This is a genomic window from Pedobacter hiemivivus (genome assembly GCF_005144565.1).
GTDB classification, from domain to species: Bacteria; Bacteroidota; Bacteroidia; order Sphingobacteriales; family Sphingobacteriaceae; genus Pedobacter; species Pedobacter hiemivivus.
On record NZ_SWDX01000005.1, the window covers coordinates 329306 to 354082 of the forward strand.

Annotated in this window: 23 protein-coding genes; 2 read left to right on the forward strand and 21 right to left on the reverse strand. The window is 37.0% G+C overall.

Annotated features, from left to right (window positions below; genetic code table 11):
- Positions 1 to 8: 8 nt before the first annotated feature.
- The 3 genes from FBD94_RS14530 to FBD94_RS14540 are packed head-to-tail and all read right to left on the reverse strand — an operon-like array spanning position 9 to position 3188.
- Positions 9 to 1097 (reverse strand): ABC transporter permease, encoded by a 1089-nt coding sequence (locus FBD94_RS14530; RefSeq protein WP_131608226.1) that lies wholly within the window; start codon positions 1095 to 1097, stop codon positions 9 to 11.
- Positions 1097 to 2233: a glycosyltransferase family 2 protein gene (locus tag FBD94_RS14535; protein ID WP_169472313.1), complete on the reverse strand. Its 1137-nt coding sequence runs from the start codon at positions 2231 to 2233 to the stop codon at positions 1097 to 1099. Before FBD94_RS14535 ends, FBD94_RS14530 begins: the two co-directional genes overlap by 1 nt.
- Complete coding sequence (locus tag FBD94_RS14540; protein WP_136880701.1) at positions 2211 to 3188, reverse strand: lysylphosphatidylglycerol synthase domain-containing protein; 978 nt, start codon at positions 3186 to 3188, stop codon at positions 2211 to 2213. Before FBD94_RS14540 ends, FBD94_RS14535 begins: the two co-directional genes overlap by 23 nt.
- Positions 3189 to 3230: 42 nt before the next feature.
- Between FBD94_RS14540 and ruvC the strand changes: the two genes are divergently transcribed.
- Complete coding sequence (ruvC, locus tag FBD94_RS14545; protein ID WP_131608224.1) at positions 3231 to 3794, forward strand: crossover junction endodeoxyribonuclease RuvC; 564 nt, start codon at positions 3231 to 3233, stop codon at positions 3792 to 3794.
- On the opposite strand, the gene FBD94_RS14550 is transcribed toward ruvC, so the two are convergent.
- The 9 genes from FBD94_RS14550 to FBD94_RS14590 all read right to left on the reverse strand — a co-directional run bounded on the left by FBD94_RS14550 (position 3787) and on the right by FBD94_RS14590 (position 15773).
- Complete coding sequence (locus tag FBD94_RS14550) at positions 3787 to 4641, reverse strand: DUF4349 domain-containing protein (protein ID WP_136880702.1); 855 nt, start codon at positions 4639 to 4641, stop codon at positions 3787 to 3789. The two genes, ruvC and FBD94_RS14550, sit on opposite strands and share 8 nt — an antisense overlap.
- 86 nt (positions 4642 to 4727) lie before the next feature.
- Positions 4728 to 5147, reverse strand: coding sequence for a hypothetical protein (locus tag FBD94_RS14555; protein WP_136880703.1), 420 nt, complete (start codon positions 5145 to 5147; stop codon positions 4728 to 4730).
- Between the two features lie 28 nt (positions 5148 to 5175).
- Complete coding sequence (locus tag FBD94_RS14560) at positions 5176 to 5637, reverse strand: hypothetical protein (RefSeq protein WP_136880704.1); 462 nt, start codon at positions 5635 to 5637, stop codon at positions 5176 to 5178.
- A gap of 362 nt (positions 5638 to 5999) precedes the next feature.
- Positions 6000 to 6410: a hypothetical protein gene (locus tag FBD94_RS14565; RefSeq protein ID WP_136880705.1), complete on the reverse strand. Its 411-nt coding sequence runs from the start codon at positions 6408 to 6410 to the stop codon at positions 6000 to 6002.
- The gene (locus FBD94_RS14570) at positions 6410 to 6610 is read right to left on the reverse strand and encodes a hypothetical protein (RefSeq protein WP_136880706.1); all 201 of its coding nucleotides are present in this window, start codon (positions 6608 to 6610) and stop codon (positions 6410 to 6412) included. Before FBD94_RS14570 ends, FBD94_RS14565 begins: the two co-directional genes overlap by 1 nt.
- A 312-nt stretch (positions 6611 to 6922) precedes the next feature.
- On the reverse strand, positions 6923 to 7339 hold the full coding sequence (locus FBD94_RS14575) for a hypothetical protein (protein ID WP_136880707.1): 417 nt from the start codon (positions 7337 to 7339) through the stop codon (positions 6923 to 6925).
- Between the two features lies 1 nt (position 7340).
- Positions 7341 to 11258 (reverse strand): DUF6443 domain-containing protein, encoded by a 3918-nt coding sequence (locus FBD94_RS14580; protein WP_136880708.1) that lies wholly within the window; start codon positions 11256 to 11258, stop codon positions 7341 to 7343.
- Between the two features lie 40 nt (positions 11259 to 11298).
- Entirely contained in the window at positions 11299 to 15216 is a 3918-nt protein-coding gene (locus tag FBD94_RS25945; RefSeq protein WP_169472314.1) for a PKD domain-containing protein, read from the reverse strand.
- Positions 15217 to 15590: 374 nt separating this feature from the next.
- Positions 15591 to 15773, reverse strand: coding sequence for a hypothetical protein (locus FBD94_RS14590; RefSeq protein ID WP_235884482.1), 183 nt, complete (start codon positions 15771 to 15773; stop codon positions 15591 to 15593).
- A 184-nt stretch (positions 15774 to 15957) separates the two neighbouring features.
- On the opposite strand from FBD94_RS14590, the gene FBD94_RS14595 reads away from it, so the two are divergent.
- Entirely contained in the window at positions 15958 to 17577 is a 1620-nt protein-coding gene (locus FBD94_RS14595) for a DUF4139 domain-containing protein (RefSeq protein WP_136880710.1), read from the forward strand.
- 22 nt (positions 17578 to 17599) lie between these two features.
- Here the strand turns inward: FBD94_RS14595 and FBD94_RS14600 are convergent, their stop codons facing one another.
- The 9 genes from FBD94_RS14600 to FBD94_RS14640 form a co-directional block, all read right to left on the reverse strand.
- Entirely contained in the window at positions 17600 to 18796 is a 1197-nt protein-coding gene (locus FBD94_RS14600) for an ATP-binding protein (protein WP_136880711.1), read from the reverse strand.
- Positions 18797 to 18930: 134 nt separating this feature from the next.
- Positions 18931 to 19815, reverse strand: coding sequence for an ATP synthase F1 subunit gamma (atpG, locus tag FBD94_RS14605; RefSeq protein WP_136880712.1), 885 nt, complete (start codon positions 19813 to 19815; stop codon positions 18931 to 18933).
- 24 nt (positions 19816 to 19839) lie between these two features.
- Positions 19840 to 21414 (reverse strand): F0F1 ATP synthase subunit alpha, encoded by a 1575-nt coding sequence (gene atpA / locus FBD94_RS14610; RefSeq protein ID WP_136880713.1) that lies wholly within the window; start codon positions 21412 to 21414, stop codon positions 19840 to 19842.
- Positions 21415 to 21471: 57 nt separating this feature from the next.
- On the reverse strand, positions 21472 to 22020 hold the full coding sequence (gene atpH / locus FBD94_RS14615) for an ATP synthase F1 subunit delta (protein ID WP_131608218.1): 549 nt from the start codon (positions 22018 to 22020) through the stop codon (positions 21472 to 21474).
- Positions 22021 to 22054: 34 nt separating this feature from the next.
- Positions 22055 to 22549: a F0F1 ATP synthase subunit B gene (locus tag FBD94_RS14620; RefSeq protein ID WP_131608217.1), complete on the reverse strand. Its 495-nt coding sequence runs from the start codon at positions 22547 to 22549 to the stop codon at positions 22055 to 22057.
- 77 nt (positions 22550 to 22626) lie between these two features.
- Positions 22627 to 22836, reverse strand: coding sequence for an ATP synthase F0 subunit C (gene atpE, locus FBD94_RS14625; protein ID WP_062551197.1), 210 nt, complete (start codon positions 22834 to 22836; stop codon positions 22627 to 22629).
- A 41-nt stretch (positions 22837 to 22877) separates the two neighbouring features.
- Entirely contained in the window at positions 22878 to 24005 is a 1128-nt protein-coding gene (atpB, locus tag FBD94_RS14630; protein ID WP_131608216.1) for a F0F1 ATP synthase subunit A, read from the reverse strand.
- Positions 24006 to 24022: 17 nt separating this feature from the next.
- Positions 24023 to 24409, reverse strand: a complete 387-nt coding sequence (locus FBD94_RS14635) for a hypothetical protein (protein ID WP_131608215.1) — start codon at positions 24407 to 24409, stop codon at positions 24023 to 24025.
- Positions 24410 to 24456: 47 nt separating this feature from the next.
- Positions 24457 to 24678 (reverse strand): AtpZ/AtpI family protein, encoded by a 222-nt coding sequence (locus FBD94_RS14640; protein ID WP_136880714.1) that lies wholly within the window; start codon positions 24676 to 24678, stop codon positions 24457 to 24459.
- Between the last annotated feature and the right edge of the window lie 99 nt (positions 24679 to 24777).

Here is a 24777-nt window from a genome sequence, read left to right on the forward strand (position 1 = left end):
GGGCTAAGCTACACAGATATATTTTGTGATTTAACATCAAAAGCATCGCGCAAGCCAATAGCCAGTAAATTAAATGCATATACCGTAAGCATAATGGCCAATCCAGGCAAAAGCGCAAGATAAGCGGCATCCATAATGATATACCCATAATGCTCCTTAATCATACTCCCCCAGCTTGGCATTGGCGGTTGTGCCCCAAATCCCAAAAAGCTCAATCCAGTTTCGAGCAAAATAGCAGAAGCAAAATTGGCAGAGGCCACAACAAGTATAGGCCCCGCAATATTGGGAAGAATATGCCTGATAATCGTTCTTGAAGTGGAGAAGCCCAATGCTTTAGAAGCCTCCACAAATTCGACTTCTTTTAAAGCCATAACCTGTCCACGTACAAGCCGAGATACATCCACCCAGGTGGATAAACCAACCGCAATAAATATCTGCCAGAATCCTTTCCCCAATGCAAATGAAATCGCAATAACCAAAAGTAAAGAAGGCAAGGACCAGATCACATTCATAAACCAACTGATCAACGCATCCGTTTTCCCGCCAAAATAGCCAGCTAATGCGCCCAGACAGACGCCAATAAAAAGAGAAATAAGTACCGCCATTAGTCCCACGGACAAAGAAACCCTAATTCCTAAAATCAAACGGCTCAACATATCCCGGCCATAAGTATCTGTACCTAGCCAAAATGTTTGCTGATATTGTTGATTGGGTAACTTAGAAAATACAGACTCTTCTGCTTGTTCGTCATCACCAATATATTCCCGCACATAAACCTTATCCGCTACTTCGCGGTAAGCAGTAATGGGAACACTTTTAAAACCGGGCTCCTGACCGTGTAACATCAGTTCCAGAAAATTTACCTTTTCAACATTACTCTTCCTGCTAACGATTAAAAAGTCGAAAGTTCTGCCAGGCTTTTTATTGCTGAGCTGAAGGTGCATGGTATTCGCCATCGGACTTTTATCCGGTGTAATCAGATAGCCTAAAATCCCCATCAAGCTCATCGTTAAAATAAACAACAATCCCCCAAAAGCCATTTTATTTTTCTTAAAACGCTTCCATATTTTGCTTGAAGGACTATTATTGATCTCCATTATTTTACCATTCTATCTTTCCAATTATATTTTCCGCTGTTCCCTGCAATGCCGATATACACAATGTACAAGATATGCAACACATTCAACACCGGCAAAAGCACCAACAAACTCTTTCTTTTCGCAAATGCTGTCACATCATATAAAAACAGCCACTCCACCACCATTTTAGCCAATAACTGAACTAAGGCCAAATTGAAATAAAACGTATTGAATGCACCCAAACCAACATTTACAAGAATACTTAGGTTAAACAACCAGATGCAAACGCCCAATACAATGATCGATTTGTTTTTATACCGCGTACTTTTAGAAGCCCAACGTTTACGCTGCTGAATAAACTCTTTTAATGTCGCCTTCGCATGTGTATAAACTACAGCATCTGAATGCTTTAGAAAACCGATAGCATCACCAAAGCGCGCTGCCATTTTATGCAACAGCAACTCATCATCTCCCGAAGCCAAATCATCAATCCCCTTAAAACCGCCTACTTCATAAAAAGCATCCCGTTCATAAGCCAGGTTAGCGCCATTGCAAGTTGAGGGCTTTTTATTCCCTATTGTCGAGGCACCAAGGCCAATTAAATATAAAAACTCCAGCGTTTGCGCACGTTCAAAAAAACTCTTTTCTTCAAAGTAAGCCACAGGCGAAGAAATCATTTTATACTTCTTCTCCTCATAAAAACTGACAATGGTTTTAAGCCAACTCGTCCCCATTCTGCAATCAGCGTCAGTAGTAATGATCAAAGTCCCACTAGCCGCCGAAATCGCGGTCTGTATCGCCTTTTTCTTGTAAGAGTTAAGTGCCCGATCCTCATTCAAGCGGATTAATTTTACACCCCTGGAGGCATAAGAACTGATAATTTCGGCAGTTTGATCCGTAGAGTGGTCATCAATAAATATAATCTCGGTCAACTCCCGATCATAGTCCTGAGCAATCAGGTCTTCGATTGTTTTTGCGATATTTTTTGCCTCATTACGGGCAGCCACCAGGATAGAAACTTTAGTAGTTAAAACGGTGGCCTCAGGTTTAAAATGCACCAACTTATGCCAACCTTTGATAAAGGCAATGACCACGATGACATATAAAACCGTTAAAAAAGATGAGATATAATTAATTACGCTGAATACTTCCAAAAAAATTGAGTTTAAACACAAAATAAGAACCTAATATAGCAGGAATTATAATATTTATGAGCCATATGCTTGCAGTACACGCAATAACGGCTACCTGGTGACCTGTTATATAACTAAAAAAGTAAGAGGCGGTAACACTCCGAACGCCTATATCAAAAAGATCAAGAGAAGGAAGTGTGGATTGGACAAAAAATAGAATACTTACCATCATAAAAATGTCCAGGTAATGGATTTCTGGTATCAGCCAAAAGAAAAGAATAAAGTATTGCGTGCTAAATACAACATAGCGGGCCAGACAAAACAAGAGAATATTTAAGAGCTCCTTTTTGCTATACCTTGCAAGAATGCTATAAAACTTCTTGTACTTCCGGGTAAAACGCATGGAAAGCAAAATTCCATTTAACCATTTGATGTTAAAATAGAAGATGATAAAGAAAGCACAGAACATTGCGGCTAAGGCAATCAGCGCATAAAAAAGCCTATAATCAATAGGTTCAAAGCGGTAAATAAATACGCATAAAGCGATTGCCCCAAAAACATTGGTCAACACCATCTGGCCAATATTACCTACCGCCATAGCTACAACCCCCATAATCCGTCGTTTAGGAGAAAGAAAAAATACCCGACCACCATATTCACCAATCCGATTGGGCGTAAATACAGCCCAGGTCAAGCCACAAAAAACAGATTCAATAGCCCGCCATACACTAATCCTTTCCACTCGCGCAATCAGTCGCTTCCATTTCAAAGCTTCGAGGCCCCAGTTCAGTAGCATCAATAAACAAACCAGCCCAAGTACCGCGATAATTTCTTGCAAAGGGATCTGCTTTAGCAAATTATTAAACGCTGCTAAATTCTCATTGGAGGAAAGTTTCCTGTATACAAACCAAAATGCAAATATTACAATTGCGCCTTTTAGAACGTATGAAAGTACCTTTTTGTAATTGGATGTCAATATTTTTAATTTACTCTGTGCAAATATGCTTAATATTGTTCTATGTTGGCTGAAAAAAAGGAAAGGGTGATTATGGGGATTGATCCAGGTACCTCGATTATGGGGTACGGGGTGATTCTGGAGAAAGGAAGTAAAATTGAGCTAATCACCATGGGCATTGTAAGGATGGATCACTTGGATGATCATTTTTTAAAGCTACAACGCATCTTCGAAAAAACTACAAAACTAATCGACGAATATAAGCCTGATACTGTAGCACTGGAAGCTCCATTTTACGGGAAAAATATACAGGTGATGCTAAAACTTGGCCGCGCTCAGGGAATTGCAATGGCTGCTGCCCTGGCCCGAAATATTCCGATCAATGAATATGCGCCCAGAAAAATCAAACAATCCATTACCGGAAATGGAAATGCCGGAAAAGAACAAGTTGCAGCCATGCTGCAAAGATTACTGAATTTTAAAGAAACCCCGGAGTTTTTAGATGCCACAGACGGACTTGCAGTAGCTGTGTGCCATTCCTTTCAAAAAATACCAACCGGAGGAAAAGGAAAAACTTACTCCGGCTGGGAGTCATTTGTTAGTGACAATAAAAAGCGGATTAAATAAGCTTCCTTTGTCTTTTATAATATCTATAAGCAAAATATCCAGCGGCTATAAGCACAAGTATCGACCAGATATTTAAAAGCATTAAAATCAATTCTTTAAAGATAAACCAGCCACTCTGCAGATTGATCACTACACGCTGAAAAAAGGGCGGGCGATAATCAGAGAGGTTATCATTTCCAACAACAATTTGCTTCACCGTATGGTCCTGATAAAAGTTCAGCGTAACATCGCTGTATTGAACCCTGCTGTCAATCGACATATTTTTAACCTTCTGATCTACGTATTCATCTTTCAGCGCCAAACTTTTGCTGACATCCTTCGAAGCGATAGCTTCCTTCTTTTTATTGTCTTTCTTTTCTATTTGAGCTACGGCTTCAGCCCTGTTGATGCTCATTAATTCGCTGGTGAGGTAACTAAGACTCTGATCGTCGAACTTCAGCGATTGATGGTCCACAAAAACAGCCATTCTCGCCACCTGATTGGTAAAATCATCTAACTTTTCTGAAGGAACCCTGGCCATAATCAGTCCTTCTGTGCGATAAGCTGTAAGCTCCAACAGGGAATCTGCACTATACTTTACTTTTTCCGTATTTTGGATATTACTATTAATAGAAACCTCCCCTATCGCGCCTCCTTCTGTTTTTAATATTGCCGAAATCTTTTCTTTTGCACTTTGAACATCCTTCACCCTAAACTTCATATCAGCAGTCTTAATGATCTTCGATTCCATTACGGTATCCCCGTTCTCAATTTTGTTGAGGATATCAGCAGACTCACCCATTTTCGACGCATTGTTGCAGCCGAAAGCCGTCATTGCGAATACGCAATAAATTAAATATTTTTTCATATTGTTAAAGCTTGTATGTTTTACCTTAATACCAGATGCGATAATAAGTAACCTTCTAAAAATCGAATAACATAAATATTACAAAATCAGCATTCCATAATTTCTTTAAAAACCCGTTCATTGAGGTAAAAAATTTTACATAAAATAGGCGTTGTCAAAGCAAGTGAAAAAACAATGGGCATAATTATGTTATTCGTGTAGATGCCAAATCCACAAACCAGCATTACAAGAAACGCATAGTAAGAAAGTGATGTAAGATAAATTAATTCTACAGTTGTTTCACTATCGCTTGAGCAATTAAACACAAACTTACCTTCTCCTATTCGAGTGTGGAAGTCATACCTGGATTTCCTTCTATCACTAAATTCATCTTCAACAAAGATTATGTATCCTGAGCCTCTTTCGGTAATTCTATAAGAGTTTTTTATTAAGTAGGTGGTAATTTTCTCCTCCAAAACATCAGCTCGAACTTTGAGTATTCTTTTAATTTTATATTTAAATTTCATATCATTTAAAAGAAGATTTATTAATCCACTACTGTATTAATAAATCTGAATTGGCATAATAAGACATCACTTTTATATCCGAAGTTTCCAATTTTTCTAAACCAACCTGTTCATCAACAACGCCATCTTCATAGGTTACTTTTATTTTAAACCTATAAATTATTTTGTTACTACTCCCTGAAGTTCGAACGGTATTACTATCCACAATCAAATAGCTCTTATAATTACCAACCTTACGATTAATAAGTTTCACTATTTTACTTACTGCATTTTTTCCTGCTGTATTTACCAATGCACCACTAGTCATTAAATCTAAAGCAGCGTAATTTTTATTTGAGACACTATTGTAAAAATTATTGACACACTGTTTGCCCTCTTGAATATCATCAGCTCTATCCACGTAAGTACGACTAAAAGTGCAAGCGGAGATAATGAGTCCTGTTGCCATTATATATAAAAGTAATCCCCTTTGTATTTTTAAGTTCATCATATAACAAATCTATTATTAATTATCCTTCCCTTCAGTAGTCACCAAGACATTCCGTCTAAATAATCTAATTATCATCGAGTTTTTTCTCTTAACCAGTGAATCGCCTCTTTGAATTCTGCTATGATCAAAATCCCAGTTAGGATCGTCAAGATAATATTGAACACCGTTTATTGAAACATAGGCCTGTCTTTTGATATTAGTATTATCCGATTTCTCAGCGGATCCTACTTAGCAGCTATACAAAAACCAGCACAGTGGCTCCAGGTCTTGTTATTTAAAAGAGCATTGGGCACAAAAAGCATTTGCATACAGCTTGCCTCATTTTTGCGTCATTCTCTAAAACATATCCCACGATATGGGGTCTAAACAATAACTCTTGTAATCATTTCATTGCTTGATGCCTCTAGCGTATCAATTCTTATAAAAAGCTGTACTAATAGAGGCACTGCTATAATTACAACATAATAACTTTGAGTAATGCCTATAATTATTAAAATTAACGTTATTATAAATTCAGGAAGGAAGGAAACATAATAAATAAGAGTAATTCGCGAACCATCTTTTGAGGCGGCGATTTCAAATTTCCCTTGATCTACTTTACTTAATATTTTGTTTTTAGACCGAATTTGCCAATTGTCATCTTTAAAAGACAATGTACTTTCGGTTCTTTCTAAAATAACATAATCCTGATTAGTTAAAACGGAGACTGCTTTATCTAGTAATGCCTCTGGCTGTTTATTGGTTTCTCTGTCTATTTGATATTTTAGTTTCATTATTGTCCTCCAGAATAAGTTTGAGTCTTAATGTAAGTATTTGAATAATTCGGTTGATCTAAATGAAAAGGCGTCCCCATTAAAGTAGTATAACCAACGCTACCGGCCCCAAATAGTTTAAATGACAAGTCCAACGCCAACACCACCTCCCCAAGCATTATATGTTGATGAAGTACCGAACTGTCCTGAATAATTACCATAATTTACGGTCCCACCAAACACTGGGCCTGCCCAATCAGAAAAAGGGGTTTCTTTACTGCCCTTAATTTAAATAGCAACAAGTACAAGTATAAAAAAGAAAACTAATATTGGATATTTCATAACATCACTTATTTGCCAAATAAGGTTGTACTAGTTCTTGCTCATGGGTTACTTTCCCTCATTGGTATTTCAGTTTCTGCTTTAATCAATCAGTACATTTTCTACCCCAACCTTCGTTCGCAGTTAAATACTCAGAAACTCGACTTCCAAATGAGATTTTTAAACTACTAATTGAAAAATGCGTCATCACCTTAAAGGTTTTTGTTCACTATTTCATCTAAAAGAACTCTATTTAAACAATTTATTTTATAAATAAAATTAGCCACGAACACTATAGATAACATCAAAGCTTTATAATCTACAGTGACAGCAACAATGAAAATAATTAACAAAAAAACAAATTCTCTTAGAATAGAAACTCGGTAGACTAGGCTAACAATTGTTTCTTGGTCTAAAACAATAATCTCAAATTTACCATCAGCTACCCTTGTATAATAGTCAGATCGGGAACTTGTCCTATCACTATAAACATTTTCATCGAAAACCAATGATGCTTCGTCTCTTTCAACGACCTTATAATCAAATTTTTTCAGATATGACGTAATCTTTTCAATAATGATTTGCGGTTCGTCTTGAACGACTCTTTTTACTTTAAAGCTTAATTTCATATTAACGGCCTCCACTATAAGTTTGTGTCTTAATATATGAATTTGTGAAATCGGCTCCCATATGGAATGGCGCCCCTATGAGGGTCGTTTGCCCAATATTAAATGTCCCCGAATTGGAGATTTCCTTTGCAAAGGAAAAAGGTTTCCCGTAACTTAACGCAGCCCCAAAAGAAGTATATGTAGACGTGAACCCAACACTACCGCTTACATAACCAACACTGCCAGAAAGTCCGCCTATTGTTCCTTTCCAATCAGAAAATACTGGATGCGTATTTGGCTTAGGGGAAATATATGCGACTCCACCCGATATTGAGGGTGGATTAATACCATGAGCATAATATACCGTTGAATAACGTTGACCCCAATTTTTATTTGTCATAACTACACCATATTCTACAATAACCCCGCCAACAATTGAAACCCCAAATGAAACACTGCTCGCACTAGTGATCTCACCATACTTGGCCAACTCTTGCTCTTGGCTAAGACTACCGTCAAAAGCTACAAATTTATAAGTAGGTTTTGAATTACCCATTTTGTCATCACCATATTCATTAGTATGTTGAGCATTATGAAAAGCAATTCCATTTTGTTGATAAAAGCCCAAAACCCCATTTTCTGATTGTAGATGTCCCCCTAAAATAGCCTGCCCAGCCGCAGATCCAGGATCAATAGTTGTCCCATACTGCGCAAGAATTTGTTCTCGCTGAGCGTCAGTCGGCAGGTATTGGCCTAAATAAGAGCTCCAATCACCATGATCACCTCTAGACTCCAGCTTAGCCACCCATTTTTCATGAAAATAACGCCCATTCTTGGACAATCCACCTCCAGCACCACCATTACTAACGCCTTCGCCCATACCAACATCATTCATCATAGGCAAAGGCCTAGGTGAATCACCAAGCGGATCATTAAACATGATTGGGTTATTATTACCGTACTGATATCCTGTAACAGAAGGATAACTATCTGCTAAAGGATCAACACCTACAAACCTTCCCAATGCAGCATCATAATTTCGATAAAAAGTTTGTTGATAGTCAGGTAAATTTCCATAATCATTTTGCCATTCTGAACCACCATTATACAAATGTTTATTACCATCAGATAGCATTCCTACAGGACTATTAGCTAAAATCATCCCAAATCCATAATAACTATTCTCCTGACGTACAACTGCCATCCCATTACCATTATCTTCAATGCTAACACGTGCATTCCCCTGCTGATCAGTTATAACATATTCCAATTTCAATACCCCCTGATCATTTCTGACCCTTCCTTCCGGCATCCCAAAATAAGCCAGATTTTTAACGTTCCCGACAGAATTATTATTATAAACAAAGCCCTCAACATAATCTGTTACCAAAGTTGCCGAACCAGTCTTATAAACTTGCTTACGTAATAAACCGCCAGAGGCATCGTAAGTATAATCTATATACTGTCCACTTCCGGCATTTATGGTAATCCTATCGGTTTTATTGAGTGTATTATACTGTAGACTAAGCCCCTTATATGGATCACTCACCAGATTACCACTCACATCATAACCATAAGTACCAACACTATTACCTCCTGGGTAGATCATAAAGCCTGCCCCGCTAGCCGCTGCATCACTAACACTTTCTAGTTGATTTGGATGAGTACTGCTATAAGTATAACTTAAATTATCAATTTGAGTGTGAGAATTACTACCAGGTGTAGATGAATTACGTTGTAAAGTTAAGATGTTTCCATTCTCATCATAACTAATCCCATTTTCATTAAATCCACCTACATTATTATTAAAATTACCCGTTGCCCCGGTGCGTTCAGCATAAGCAGATGAGGTAAGTCTATTCAATACATCATAATTATATGAATAACTTCGTTCAACACTACTGATGTTATTGCCATCCTTACTCATCCATTTAACCGCTGATAACGCACCACTAAAGTACGGAGTATTTCCCAAATTTGAATCACTTTGATCATACAACAACTGCATCCCAAAAACGTCATAATTGTCGCTATTGGTAATGCCACCATCATTACTCAACGTACTGTTATTAATAGATTGCAATTGACCACGTATATTATAACGATAATCAAGAGATTGAAGCGTACTCTCTCCTATTGTGGCACTAAAAATTGCCCCATCCTGGGCATGAAATCCTGGGCCTAGTAAAATACTATTACTTGCTTTTACATGTAAAGTACTCCCATTGCTTACAACATTATTATCATCTAAGGTTAGATTTTGAGGAACTACACCTTGTCCTGGCTTAAGATCTTTCTTTATAAGTTGCCCAATTTCATTGTAATTATAAGCAGCCAAAGAAATTGCTGAAGCGCCATTATAACTCTGCTTAACTGCTACTAACCGATAAGCATGATCATAAACATAATCTGTTTGTACATTAGTTGTTGCCACTCCAGCAAGCTTGGAAACTTTAGTTAAAGTAGTTGCGCCATTAAAATCAAAGACACTGGTACTTACATCAGTTACAACTTCTGCTGTATAATTCAAATGATTATTACTTTGCTTCTGGATGGACTGACCATACTTATTATAAAACAACACATTTATTAACCAAATATTACTTAAACCATTCCCAACGGTTCTTTTTCTTAACATAGTAGGTAACCCCCTTAACAAATTCGTAGCGACAGATTCCCCGGTAAGCCCCTGAACAGCATAGCTATAATCAGGTACACCATTTTGATCTAAATCATAATCATCATAGTAACTGTAAGCGAGGGGTTCTATTGAAGTAGTAGGAAAAACTGCATTACTATAATATCCTGTTGCAGATACCGATGCTCGTTCCTCATAATAAACAGTACTGTAATCAAGTGAATTCACATAACTTTGCATATTAACAAGGCCAATATGCCCTGGATCAGTATCCGTATAAATACCCTGACTAATTGCATGTCCTTTACCATCATACTTGATATAATTCCATTGATTATTGGTCCTAAGATTTGCATCTTGCATCAAAACCGGTCTATTCACCGGATCGTAAACAATAAAAAGTGCTCCCTTAGAAGGTATAGTTTTCTGAGTTAAACGTCCACGTATATCATACTGATAATTAAATATCAGATTAACAATGGTAGTTTGAGAAAGACTCCAATTGCTGCTTTGTTGCATTAGAGAGATAGCCTTAGGCGGAACAATATATACTAATGCACCTGCTTCATTATAAAGATAGTAAGTATCAAAATACGTTTGAAAAACACCGTTAACTGTCTGATTTGCTTTCTTACGTTCTAAGATAGTTTTCCCATTTTTGTCTTTAAATACAACAACCTGCTTACCATCCTCATCAGTAGCATCTAACATCGACAATGTGGCTGCATCATAATAGCCTTGATTTACCGCATTAGTACCCCAGTCAATTACATAATCTGCATTTTGGTTAGAGCGATAGTTATATATTTTATGATGTTGATCTGGCTGAAACCCGGTTCCAATTGTCCCTTCTTTTAGTACCCTCTGTAAAGGACTATTCTCAAATATTTGCTGACTATAGGGCGCTGCATCTTGGGCTATCAATGGGTTTCCACTCTGATAAAAAGCAGGCTGTTCACTAGTAATTGCATTTGGATGATAGCTACCATCCGTTGCAGTGCTTGCATATGGTAAATAATTAGTAGTTTGCCTTCCCAAGTTGTCATAAACAACGGGTTGAACAATATCTTTTTGCGAGGGACTTGCCTGTACAGCAACCGACTGTACAATCCTACCCAAGCCATCGGTGTAAGATCTTGTGATTGTCTTTTGTGAAATGGGTAATAGAATCACTTGTTCCTCATTGGTAACACCCGCAACTTTAACCCTCTCGTTCTGTATATATCCGTTCTGGGCCAACACTCCAAGGTTAAACACCATAAACATCAGTAAAATGGAGCAATATTTTATATGATAAATCATTTTGCTTGATTCTATATAGTTATGAATTAGACCTAAGTTTTTAATTACAGTTCCCATCGCTAATTGTAATTGTCAGCGACCTGGGCTTGACTAAATTGGCAAAGAAAGTATAGCTATTACCCCCCCCATATTCCGAACAATAATTAAGATCCCCATCATTTAGATTCACACTTCCATAAGATCCAGAACAAAAAACTCTAACCCTATAAGATTGGGCTGGAACCATAACACCACCATCAAGCTCGTCGCCAGTAAAAGTATATTTTACCACTCCATTTTGAGATAGTTGGATACTGGTTATCACTCCTGAGCTATTATTTACATAAACTATAGGAATAACAAGCGGTGGTGGTGGTTCAACAGGTGGCGGGACAACTACGACGACGGCTTTTGTAGTTTTATTACTTTGACCCAAAGCACTAACAGTAAGCGTGACATTATATGTACCTGCAACAGCATATCTATGATCTAAACTAATCGTAGAACTGGTAACAAGCGGAGCGCTACCATCACCAAAATCCCAAGAGAAAGTTATCCCAGTAAACTGGCACGGATTATAATTAGTAGCATTATAAAAGCGGACATCTGTACCAGCTATAATATTATTAACCGGCGAAAAACTAAATGTAGGATCCGAAAAAGTTTGGTAAGTGTCCTGATACAAATAACTTGTACGTGCTTTAATTTGCTTATCCTGATCATAAACAAGACTTAACCTACCTAAATTATCAGACTCATAATATTCGGAAATGCCATTGGTATTAGTCTGAACAATTTTACTTAGTGTTGCCACTCTATAGTCGGAAGTGGTTATTTCAGAATTTTCCGGATAAAAAAGAACGTCAGTTAAAAACAATACCGAAGTGGTATTATGTTGAATGTCAATATTAAAAGTAGGAGATAAATTAACTACCGGTACTTTAATCTCATAATACTTCCAAGTCCCGCTATTTGCTGTAAAATTAAGCGGATAAACATGAGGTACATTATCTGTTCCAGTTAATGTTATTGAAAATGTACCACTTTCGTATGAATTGAGCCAAACGGAAAATATATAATTTTTGGCGTTTTTATTTTTCTTAATCGCTTTTGAAAAGGAAATACCTGGCTCAAGGCCACTACTTCCAGAACCAAGACCAGCGCGTCCTGCATATGGACCAGTAATGCCATTACCAATATTAAAAAATGAATTAGTAACCATATTATTAGGGTTGTAATATGCAATCTCATCCGCCGCTGCATTAGATATATTAGCTACAGGGAAATGGTGGACTGAACTAGAAAGAGAGGTTTGTACTTGTTTATGATTATCATCTTTAGTTTGAAGAAAACCACTCGAGTCGTAGATCAGATAGTTCTCAAGAGGAATATAATTAGAATCGTAAGTGAAAATTCCAGAAGAAATACTTGATGTTGTAAATCCTGTTATCCCATTTTGGCTTACAAACCCCAATTTTTGAGAAGGCATATACAATGAATAGGACCCAAAATTGAACGCTTTAAACTTCAACAAAGATCCTGAAGTAACCTTTAGGTCATTATTAGGCTTCTGAACTTGTCTATATTGTTCTATCGGTATATTCTGATTTTGCAATTTCAACTGATGTATTGCATTCACTTCAACATCGTTAATAGTTCCGGTATTATAATCCTTAACATATTTGACAAACGCCTTTTTAATCGTCCCATCACTATTTGTAACTTCTTGCCTTGTGGAAAGATGATGAAATGGGCTGTCATAAAAATAAGAACTCGAGGTTTGCTTAACCTGGCTATAAGGGGGTAAATCCGTCGTTTTCTTAACTACTTTTTTTGTTAATTCTCCGGTTGATGTAAGCACCGTATATTTTGAATAGACCTTAAATCCTGCGTTTTCATCCCACCTTAAACCAGTAATGGAGATTGGCATTCCAACGCGCTGATATAAATACTCAGTTTCGTCAACAATCCCACCTACTTCATTGTAGACTTTTACACTTTTTACCAATCCCCGTTCAAAATCATAATTTGTGGTGGGAGCAAATGGATAGGTGCTTTTATCATTAGTCATAAAACCTGCCGTACCACATCCAGGTCTGGCAATAAAAGTAATTGTCGGCGCCCAATCACTAGTGGTACAATCAAAACAGGAAGGGAAAGCACTTGTATCATAATTTGTTGCCGGGGTATAGTATTCATAAACCATATTTCCCGCACCATTTTTAGCTTCCTTAACATGGGAGTATACAATACTATGGTCATTTGGTGAGAGATCAAGTTCAGAACGAACTGTGGCATTTTTCCATAAATCCAAAGAACTACCGCTACCTGTATAAGGGCGGGTAAAACCATACACTGGCAAAGAAGTTGGTTTTCCACTCGTGATACCAGTAGAGGGGTTTGCATAGCTATAATTACTTACCATATTATGAGCTACATTGATTCCATCATAGTCAATAATTTGCTTAATGCGACCACCGCCTCCCTGTACAACAGTTCCAGCAGTGGGATCATAATAATCATGAGGTTCGTAAATCATCGTAGTTGTGCCATTATCAAGATAGGTGATCTTGCCTACCGATCCGGCAGCAGCCATAGTAGGGTCCAACCTCCTATCAGCTCCCGATAAATTAAATGAGTAAGAGGGTCTTGAAACATTATCAGCTACAATTTGATACCGTTGTAATGAACCATTTGAAGGATTAATACTCAATGCAGGCAATAGTGTACCAGATGGATTGGAATAACCATTCGCATGTCCCCAATAATCAATATTTTTTGAGGAGGAATCACCCAAAGATGTTGTATAACTATAATCGGAAAAGGTCTCGCCAATGTAAGAGAACTGATACTTTGCAGGTGAATTACATTGATCTGTTGTTATATCTCTTAGAAAGAATCGGGAATAATATCCAATTAAGGGCCTAACGCTACTATAATTTAAGAAATAATTAGCACCACTGCTTAATTTGATCGTGCTTAGTAATGGCTGAGAAGTATAATAGTTATTACTATAAATAAAAGAAGCACTAGTCCCCCCGCCCCAAACACTACTTAATAAGCTTGGAAATGACTCATCTTTAATCCAATATTGAGTTGCTTTGGCAGCAGTACCTATATACAATTCAATTGGAGTTACATTATATTTGGGTAGACCATCTTCATAAGAAAAAGTAATCTTATTATGATTTGCATCAGTAATGCTCGTCAGATACCAATTATTATATGAACTTATCCCCGATTTATATTGCAAAAACCTGGTTTTAAAATAAGAAATATTACTCTCACTAATCGTTTCCGAATTAAACGTAGATAGTGTTTGTTTTGTAGATTTAGCGCTGGATATGTTATCAAACTGATAAACCGCACCTTGATCATTCACTACTACAAATTTTTCTATCTCTCCAGAGATATTGGTAGTGTATGTAATTTTGAGATCCTGATAAGGTATAGTTTGAATTTGATGGTTTTTATCAAAAACAAAACTAATTGATAGACCTGGCGCATTGATCGAAAACAGGTCTGGTTCAGTATCAGACAGATCAGAGAAATTAGTATTTAAACTTGCTAAATCTGTAGTTTCATCTGTACATGTTGCCACATTACCATCATTTGCAATAGTAAAATTATCTATCTTAACTCCATTGTTATTATAAAGCCACCCTAAACGAATGTTGTTTGCATTATCCTGTTGACAGTCATCAGGTAAACTACGTATTTCCCTGATTATCATACCTCCACCTGACATTTGCCAGCCAATACCTCCGGTCCCTTCTACATCTTTTACCTTTACACCCACCCCCCGGTTAATAAGATTAATTTGAGTAGAAAGGGAGCCATTTTTTACCGAATAAATTGGAATAACAACACTTGCCGTACCAGAATATTGATCAACCTGTACTACATTTCTTTGCGCAACAAGTCGATTAGCTGATAGCAGTGAAATAAGAAGAATAAAAAAAGAGTAGACTTTTACCATGACGTGTTCCTGGATTTACTTGTATTATTTAACTTTCCGTTCCCTTATGCCAATTAAAATCTCGTCACAATGAGGATTAAAGGGCGGAACGATAGTAATACTAAGAAACCCCAGCGCAACAGGCATGCACTAAAGAAATATTTAACAATTTATTTTTAAGAAGCGATTTACATTAAAAAGCTACTTAAACAGATCATAAATAGCCTTAATTCATGAATGTGGTTCATAAATTTACTTTTAGTCCAAAACATCCAGTGCAAAAACAAGGCACATTAACACCTAGATTCATCTCTACTGTAGAGTACATATTACAAAAAAAACCTCACCAGCTTTAGCTGATGAGGTTTTCAATTTTAATAATATATTTTTACCGCTTAAGCGTCTAATATTTTAAATACACCTTTGCACGCTACGATTGTACCAACCGCTAAGATTGCCCAAGAAACAATTGACAATGTAGTTGAATCACCTGCAAAACGCAAATAAACACCTACTATACCGATTAGGACACCTAAAATTATCAATTTATAAATCGAAGTATCGTTAGCTCTTTTCATGCTAGGTGTATTGTGTAGTGGTCTCTCTTCCATGCTATTTATAATTATGGGACAAAAATAATATTTATTACCTAAAAAGCAGTATATAATCCATTACTTTTTAAATAAGTTATGGTGTCATAAAAAATAAAAGCTGAATTATGGATTATAGTTAGTGCTGGCATCTCTATTAAAAACAAAATCCATGAAAAGTATATATCTATTTTTGCTTATTGCTTTAAATACAAGCATCGTAAAAGCGCAACAACCACGTTTATTTCCTGCGGTATTAGAATCAGCAATCGTATATCGTGCTGGGGCAGAATTGAATCATAAAGCCCGGATTAACATCCCTACTGGCACAAGCGAAATTGTAATCACCAATATCGCCAATACACTAGATGAAAACAGTATTCAAATCAGCGTTCCTCCCAGTATTACGATACTATCCACCAGCTTTAGCAAAGATTATTTGAAGCAAGACAACAATAGTCCCGCCTATCGCATCATTGACGACAGCCTAACCTCAGCTAAAAGAGAATTGGTTAAAGTTCAAAATAAAAGCATTGTTGAAACGAACCTATTGGGTTTATTAGATAAAAACCAGACTGTAGGTGGTACTAATATTGGCGTAAATGTAAATGAATTGATCAAGGTTGCTGATTACTATAAAAGCAAACAGCTAGAACTCCGGAATAGCATAGCCACATTACAAGAAACAGAACAGCACTGGCAAAGAAAAATTGCTAAACTGCAAAAGCAACTACAGGAACTTAGTCAGGACAAATCTGGCACAACTGGACAAGTCATCATTAACGTTTTAGCCACACAACCTGTCAATGGCGATTTTAACATCAATTACTTATCGCCCAATGCCCACTGGCAGGCGCTTTATGACCTCAGAGCAGAGAACACAGCTTCACCCCTAAAGATCCTTTATAAAGCCAGCATAAGTCAGTATACAGGCATAGACTGGAAAAAGGTTAAGCTTAGTCTTTCTACAGGCAACCCTACACAGAATGGAACAGCCCCTTTACTATCTTCCTGGTTTCTTCAATTTGGGAACCCTCAATATCAACTTGCAAAACAATTAGAAGGAAGGATTGCCGGAATAATGGTTAAAGGTAAAAGCCTACAAGACCAGAATGAACTCAAAGAGGTTGCTTTTGCTGCTCCAAGTAATATCGGCAGTCATTTAACACAGGTAGAAAACCAATTAAATGTAGTATTTGATATCGATATCCCTTATGACATTGCTTCCAATAGCAAACCACATAGTGTAATGCTGAAAGAATCCGCTCAACCTGCCACATTTAAATATTACAGCATACCTAAGGTGGACAACGATGCTTTCTTAATGGCTGAGATTACAGATTACGAAAAGCTAAATCTTTTACCCGGAGAGGCAAACCTAATCTTCGAAAATAGCTACATCGGAAAATCTTATATCAATCCAAATGCTTTAACAGATACCTTAAAGTTGAGTATGGGGCGTGATAAAAAGATCATTATCAAACGCGAGAAAATAGCTGAGCAAACCGGAATAAAAACAATAGGAAGTAATAAGAAACAAACCTTCACTTACGAAATCACAATAAGAAATAGCAAGAAGGAAGCGATAAACCTACAGCTCAAAGATCAGTATCCAATATCGACTGATAAGGATATGGAAGTTGAATTACTTAGTTCAAATGGTGCTGAAGTAGATAAGGAAACAGGAATACTAACCTGGAATATAAATATGAAACCTGCCAGTTCACAAAAGATCAGAATCAGCTATTCAGTTAAATACCCGAAAGACAAGATCATCCCTAACTTATATTAATAATAAAATTCCATTGTGGTTGTTAGTACAGAAAGCCAAACAACCACAATGGAATTTTATTATTAACGCCACTTTCCAGGTCATCCATTGCTATGTATCCGTTATTAACACCTTCAATCTGCTTATTGGTCTTGCCTTTTCCACCGACTTCAAAGGTGTAAGTATCATCTACTAAGAAGTCGCCTTTTAAAGGCAAATTAATATTATGCTTGCTATTGCTAAGCTGGTTCATAAAAAATGATTCCCTTAATGATCCGGTATCAACATTTTCAGGAGCAAGTGCATAAAGCAAATTGGTGTTTTCCAGAAATATCTTATCAGGTTTTTGTAGGATACTGATACTTTTTCCATTAGCAGAAAGAGAATTGATTAGCCTGGCACTGTTTAGATAATACAGGTACTCGACAATCATATTTCTGTGAATTCCTGTTTTCTCACTTAGTTTCGTGATATTGGGTTTAAACGGGACATTGGTAGCTAGAATAGCCATTAGCTGATAGATTTTTCTAGAATGATGCGGGTTAAAGCCCGCAATAAACTGCAGATCTTCTTCAATGATTAAACGCACCACACGTTCTACACGAATCGCATAAGTATTGATATTTTCGATAAAAAATGGATAATAACCATGTTGTAAATAGTCATTAAAATGCTGGAGTGGCTTAAATTTTAAACTGAGCGCATTCGCAATTTCTACATGGTGGTCCAAGATATCGGTTAGTTTTAGTGCTTCAAATTGTCCGACTCCAATAAATTGCAAAAACTCCCGATAGGAAAGGCCAGTCATTTCATACTGCACAGCACGCCTGCTTAAGTCTGCATTTTGGCGATTAATATCTATAATGGAAGATCCTGTAAATACAATTTTAAGGTCTTTATAAAAATCATAAATGTTTTTTATTTCTTTGGCCCAGTTGGGATATTTATGCACTTCATCAATAAATAGTATTTTTCCACCCTGTTGTCTGAACTGTAGAGCCAGATCTGAAAGAAGGTGAGTAGTGAAATAAATATCATCCATTGTAATATATAAGGCTTCTTTACCTATTCCATATTTAGCCTTCAGCCTTTGTAACAATAAGGTCGTTTTTCCGGTACCTCGAGCCCCTAAAATGGCAATTAATCTATCCTGCCAGTCAATTGATTTTGCCAAAGGACGTACTATCTCCATGGATTGTTCTGAGATGACAATGTTGGATTTAATTTGAAGATTCTCCATTTTGCTATTTATTTACAGCAAAAATAGCGAAAATTGCTGCAAAAAAATAGCAATTTCAATATGAAGGGTATTTACCAAATCAAAAAAGCCCTTATCATTGCTGATAAGGGCTCTATATATTATGCTTACGCTTATTAACCGTTCAATGCAGCCGCACCACTTACAATCTCTGAAAGCTCTGTGGTAATCGCAGCCTGACGTGCCTGATTGTAAGAAAGCTTTAACGCTTTAATCAAATCACCAGCATTCTCAGTTGCTTTATCCATTGAAGTCATACGTGCTCCGTGTTCAGAAGCATGAGAATCCAATACTGCTTTATACAATTGCGTTTTAATTGATTTTGGAATCAACTGCTCAACGATCGCTTCCTGAGAAGGTTCAAAGATATAATCAGCTTTCATTGCATTTACAGCTGTAGCTTCGTGCGCTGCTTTAGGCAAAGGCAACAATTGCTCAGTTGTTAAAATCTGAACTGCAGCATTTTTAAACTTATTGTAAACCAATTCTACTTTATCAAACTCACCTTTTTCAAATCCAGCCATAATGCCTTCAGTGATTTTAGTTACATTTTCGAAAGTAAGTGCTGAGTATACTTCGTTATTGTTTCCTATAATATTGTAGTTGCGTTTCTCATAAAAATCCTGAGATTTCTTACCAATGGCTACGATACTTACATTACCTCTTTTCAACTGCTCGCTGTATTTCTCGGCAATTAAGTTGTTCGTAGTTTTAATTACGTTCATGTTGAACGCACCCGCTAAACCGCGGTTAGAAGAAACTACTACGATTAATACCTTATTAGGCTCACGTTCTTGTATAAAAGGTGATGATGATCCTTCTAAGCTACCAGAAAGATTTCCAAGGATCTCTTTCAATTTAGTAGCATAGGGACGTAATTGTACAATAGCATTGGTAGCACGTTTCAATTTAGCAGCCGAAACCATTTTCATGGCTTTGGTAATCTGCTGTGTAGATTGCACTGACGCTATACGAATTCTTACTTCTTTTAAATTAGCCATTCTTTTTTTATCTCAGATCTAATATTAATATTTACTTGAAAGCTCTTTAGCTACAGTTTCCAATACACCTGTGATCGTATCATCAAACTTACCAGCCTTTAAAGCTTTTAAAGTTTCGCCATGACGTTGCTCAAGTTGTTGTAAATATTCCGCTTCAAATTCCTTCACTTTATCGATAGGAACAGAACGCATTAAGTTTTTAGTACCTAGGTAAATGATGGCAACTTGTTTCTCAACAGTCATTGGAGAGAATTGACCTTGTTTCAAGATCTCAACGTTACGTGAACCTTTATCCAATACTGATTTAGTAGCTGCATCCAGGTCAGATCCGAATTTAGAGAAAGCCTCTAACTCACGGTATTGAGCCTGATCCAATTTCAATGTACCAGCAACTTTCTTCATCGACTTGATCTGAGCATTACCACCTACACGTGATACCGAGATACCTACGTTAATAGCCGGACGAATACCCGCGTTGAACAAGTTAGATTCTAAGAAGATCTGTCCGTCAGTAATCGAAATTACGTTAGTTGGGATATAAGCAGAAACGTCACCAGCCTGAGTTTCGATAATTGGAAGAGCAGTTAATGAACCACCACCTTTAACGATACCTTTTAATGATTCAGGTAAATCATTCATTGCCTGAGCGATCTCATCATTTGCGTTGATCTTTGCAGCACGCTCTAACAAACGACTGTGAAGATAAAACACGTCACCAGGATAAGCCTCACGGCCCGGTGGACGACGTAACAATAGAGAAACCTCACGGTAAGCTACAGCTTGTTTAGACAAATCATCATAAACAATTAAAGCTGGTCTACCCGTATCACGGAAGAACTCACCGATTGCTGCACCAGAGAATGGAGCATAAAATTGTAATGGAGCTGGCTCAGCAGCAGAAGCTGCAACAACTACAGTATAAGGCATGGCACCGTTTTCCTCTAAAGTACGAACGATGTTAGCTACTGTACTTGCTTTTTGTCCACAAGCTACATATATACAGTAAACAGGGTTACCTGCTTCGTAAAATTCTTTTTGGTTGATAATAGTATCAATACAAACCGCAGTTTTACCAATCTGACGGTCACCAATAACCAACTCACGTTGACCACGACCGATTGGAATCATACCATCGATAGCTTTGATACCAGTTTGTAAAGGCTCAGTTACCGGCTGACGATAGATTACACCAGGAGCTTTACGCTCGATTGGCATTTCATAAGTTTGGCCAATGATTGGTCCTTTACCATCAATTGGTTCACCCATTGTGTTTACAACACGACCTAACATACCTTCACCAACTTTGATAGAGGCGATTTTCTTAGTACGTTTAATAGTATCACCTTCTTTGATCTTGTCAGATGGGCCTAATAGTACCACACCAACATTATCTTCTTCAAGGTTTAAAACAATTCCTTGCAAGCCTGTTTCAAATTCAACTAACTCGCCCGATTGAACTTTAGTTAAACCATAAACACGGGCAATACCATCGCCCACTTGCAATACGGTACCAACTTCTTCAAGTTCTGCTTCTGATTTGAAGCCCGCCAATTGCTGCCTGATAATTGCCGATACTTCGTCTGGTCTTACCTCTACCATAATTTTATATTATTTCTTTTGTAAATTCAGTATTTGTTATCTCTATTTCGCTCTTGCTTAAACAATGCCTTGAGCAAATTCTTTTTTAAGTTTATTTAAACTGCTGGCAATACTAGCATCAAACTGCTTATCACCTACCTTTAAAATAAAACCACCTATTAGTTTGTCATTAACTTTTTCTTTAATCACAACCACATTGGCGCCAATTTCTTTTTTCACTATTGCTTCGATCTCTGCGCGGCTTTCAGCAGTAAGTTCAGTAGCTGAAGTTACATCTGCAGTAACAATACCTTTAATGGCATTGTATTGTGCAAGAAAAGCTTTTGCTGTATCAAATAGAATTGCAGAACGGCCTTTGTTTACCACCAACTTAAAAAAAGCACTGGTAACCTCATTAACCTTACCTACAAATAAACCATCCAGAATTCCTGTTTTCTTATTCAAAGGAACAATAGGGTTCTTAAGGATAGCTTCCAGTTCAGGGTTTTGATCTACCACCTGCACTAAAAGCACCATATCATTCTTAATTTCTTCCAAAGCATTACGCTCATTAGAAAGATCAATTAATGATTTAGCGTATCTCGATGCTGCTTTATTTTCTGCCATTTTTTCCGTTATATCTCGTTAACTAAACTATTGACTAGTTTAATTCAACATCTTTTAAAAGGTTAGCCACTAAATCTTCTTGTTTAGCTTTATCCTGAAGCTGGTTACGCAATACACGCTCAGCAATATCAAGAGATAAAGTTGAAACTTGATTTTTCAATTCAGCTAAAGCAGCTTTCTTTTGATTTTCAATTTCAATTTTAGCTTTCTCAATTAGTTTAGAACCTTCATTATGCGCTTGAGTTTTTGCCTCATTAAGGATGTTATCCTTTAAAGTTTTAGCTTCTTTCAAGATTAAATCACGCTCAGCACGTGCTTCTTTCATTAACTCCTCATTTTGTGAAGTCAAACGAGCCATTTCTTGTTTTGCTAATTCAGCTTTGTTTAAAGCTTCATCAATAGATTGCTCACGCTCTTTAATTGCCGCTAAAATTGGTTTCCATGCAAATTTTGCCAATAAAAACATTAGCAATAAGAAAGCAATGGATTGAAAGATAACTAGGCCGAATTCAGGTAATAATAATTCCATCTGTATATGTATAAAATATTTTGTTCTTTTTTAACAATAAATGGTACCAGATATCTCTACCTGGTACCGTTTAATTTCTAGCCATTACCCATTAGGGCAACAACTACTGCGAAAAGCGCAACAGCTTCAACGAAGGCAGCAGCGATTAACATTGCAGTTTGGATTTTAGATGCAGCTTCTGGTTGACGAGCAATACCGTCCATAGCTGAACCACCAATGCGTCCGATACCTAGACCAGCGCCAATCGCAGCTAATCCTGCACCAATTGCAGCAATACTTCCTGTAATCATGATTTTATATATTAATTGTTGTTAAAAAATAATTCTTATTAATGGTGTTCTTCAATTGCCATTCCGATAAACAGGGCCGACAAAATCGTAAATATAAACGCCTGGATAAATGCTACCAGTAGTTCGATCGCGCCAATGAATACTGCAAAAGCAATAGAGATCGGAGCTATATATAGACTGTTGAATACAAACACAAGACAGATCAACGACAACACCAAGATGTGTCCTGCAGTAATGTTAGCAAACAAACGAATCATTAAGGCAATAGGCTTAGTAAAGATACCGAACAACTCAACCGGAACCATAACGATATACATCCACCATGGTACGTCAGGCATAAAGATGTGTTTCCAGTAGTATTTATTACCATTGAATACAGTGATACCAAATGTTGCAATCGCAAGAATCATGGTTACCGCAATATTACCAGTTAAGTTTGCACCTCCAGGTAAAAATGGAACCAGACCCAACATATTATTGAACCAGATAAAGAAAAACACAGTTAACAAATAAGGCATGAAACGCTCGTATTTATGACCAAGATTTGGCTTAGCGATATCATCACGTACAAATAGAATAATCGGTTCCATCCATGATTGCAATCCTTTTGGAGATTTACCTTTACGTTTTCTATAACCACTAGCTACATTGAAGAACACAGCAAGCAAAACGATGATAGATAAAAACAAAGTACAAACGTTTTTGGTGATAGACAAATCAAGCGGACGTGCATTTAATGCATGATGTTTTTCATCTAATTCTACATACTGTCCGTGCGCATTCGCAATTTCAGAAGCATAGTAGATCTTCTCGTGCATTTTAACAAAACGCTGCCCTTTACGTTCCACTACTACAGTAGCTTCATCATCATGATTGAAATCTCCAGAACTGAAGGTAACTAAACCACTTGGGGTATACAAAATCACTGGTAGGTTGATATAGGTATGACCTATAACGTGCCAGCTATGAGAATCGGCAATGTGATGCAAAGCAAACTTACCGATATCAAACTTCTTCTCAGCCTTAGTCTCGGCATGAGTACTATCAGTTGTTACACTGTCAACCTGGGCAAAAGCCGCCGGTGTAGCAGAGAAAAGCGCTAAAAAAAGCGTAAAAACAACAATTAACCTATTAACTTTAAATTCAAAAACGTGGCTACAATCCATTTAGTCGCAGATTTTTACTATTTATTTTGGTGGCGCAAGTTACGTAACAAAGAGTATATTTCAAAGAAGCTGAACAATAAATATAAAGAAAAAAAATTCAGGACGAAAACCATCCCCTTTTCTTTACTGTTCACACTGTAAATCAGTACAAAAGCCATAGAGAAAATCATCTTCAGTGCAATTGATGCCATAATGGCCATTACACCCGCTTCAGGATTGCGCTTCATCCCCAGATCAGCTACTACATAAGCTATAAAAGTAATCCCAGCCAGGAATCCGAAGACCACCCAAAACTTGTTGGCCAGAATCTTAACGTCAGGAAAAACAGATGGTAATAAATAAGCGATGGCACCAAGTACCACCGTAAATAACAAATAAGAAAATGTAAATCGTGCTAAACTCAAATCAGTAAATTTTCACAAAAGTATATATTTAGCCCCGATTTATGTAATCATTTCTCTTTATTTAATTGTTTAACAACCTGATACAAGGAGATCACCACACCTAACAAGCTCAATACGGCAGTAAAAATCGGACTCTTGCTATTCCTATGGGCATCAATCTCATATCCTGCATAAGCGAACACACCAATCACAGCAATCATTTGAAAACTGATCGAGGAGTAACGGGCAAAGTTATTTACTTCCTTTTTCTTCTCATTAGGATCTATCATAGAGAAATGATTTATAAATAAAACAGGTTTTGTTAAGAAGTTAATGATGAATAAAATACTTTTGCATATATTTTGTTGTTTATAAGCACTAAACCACCC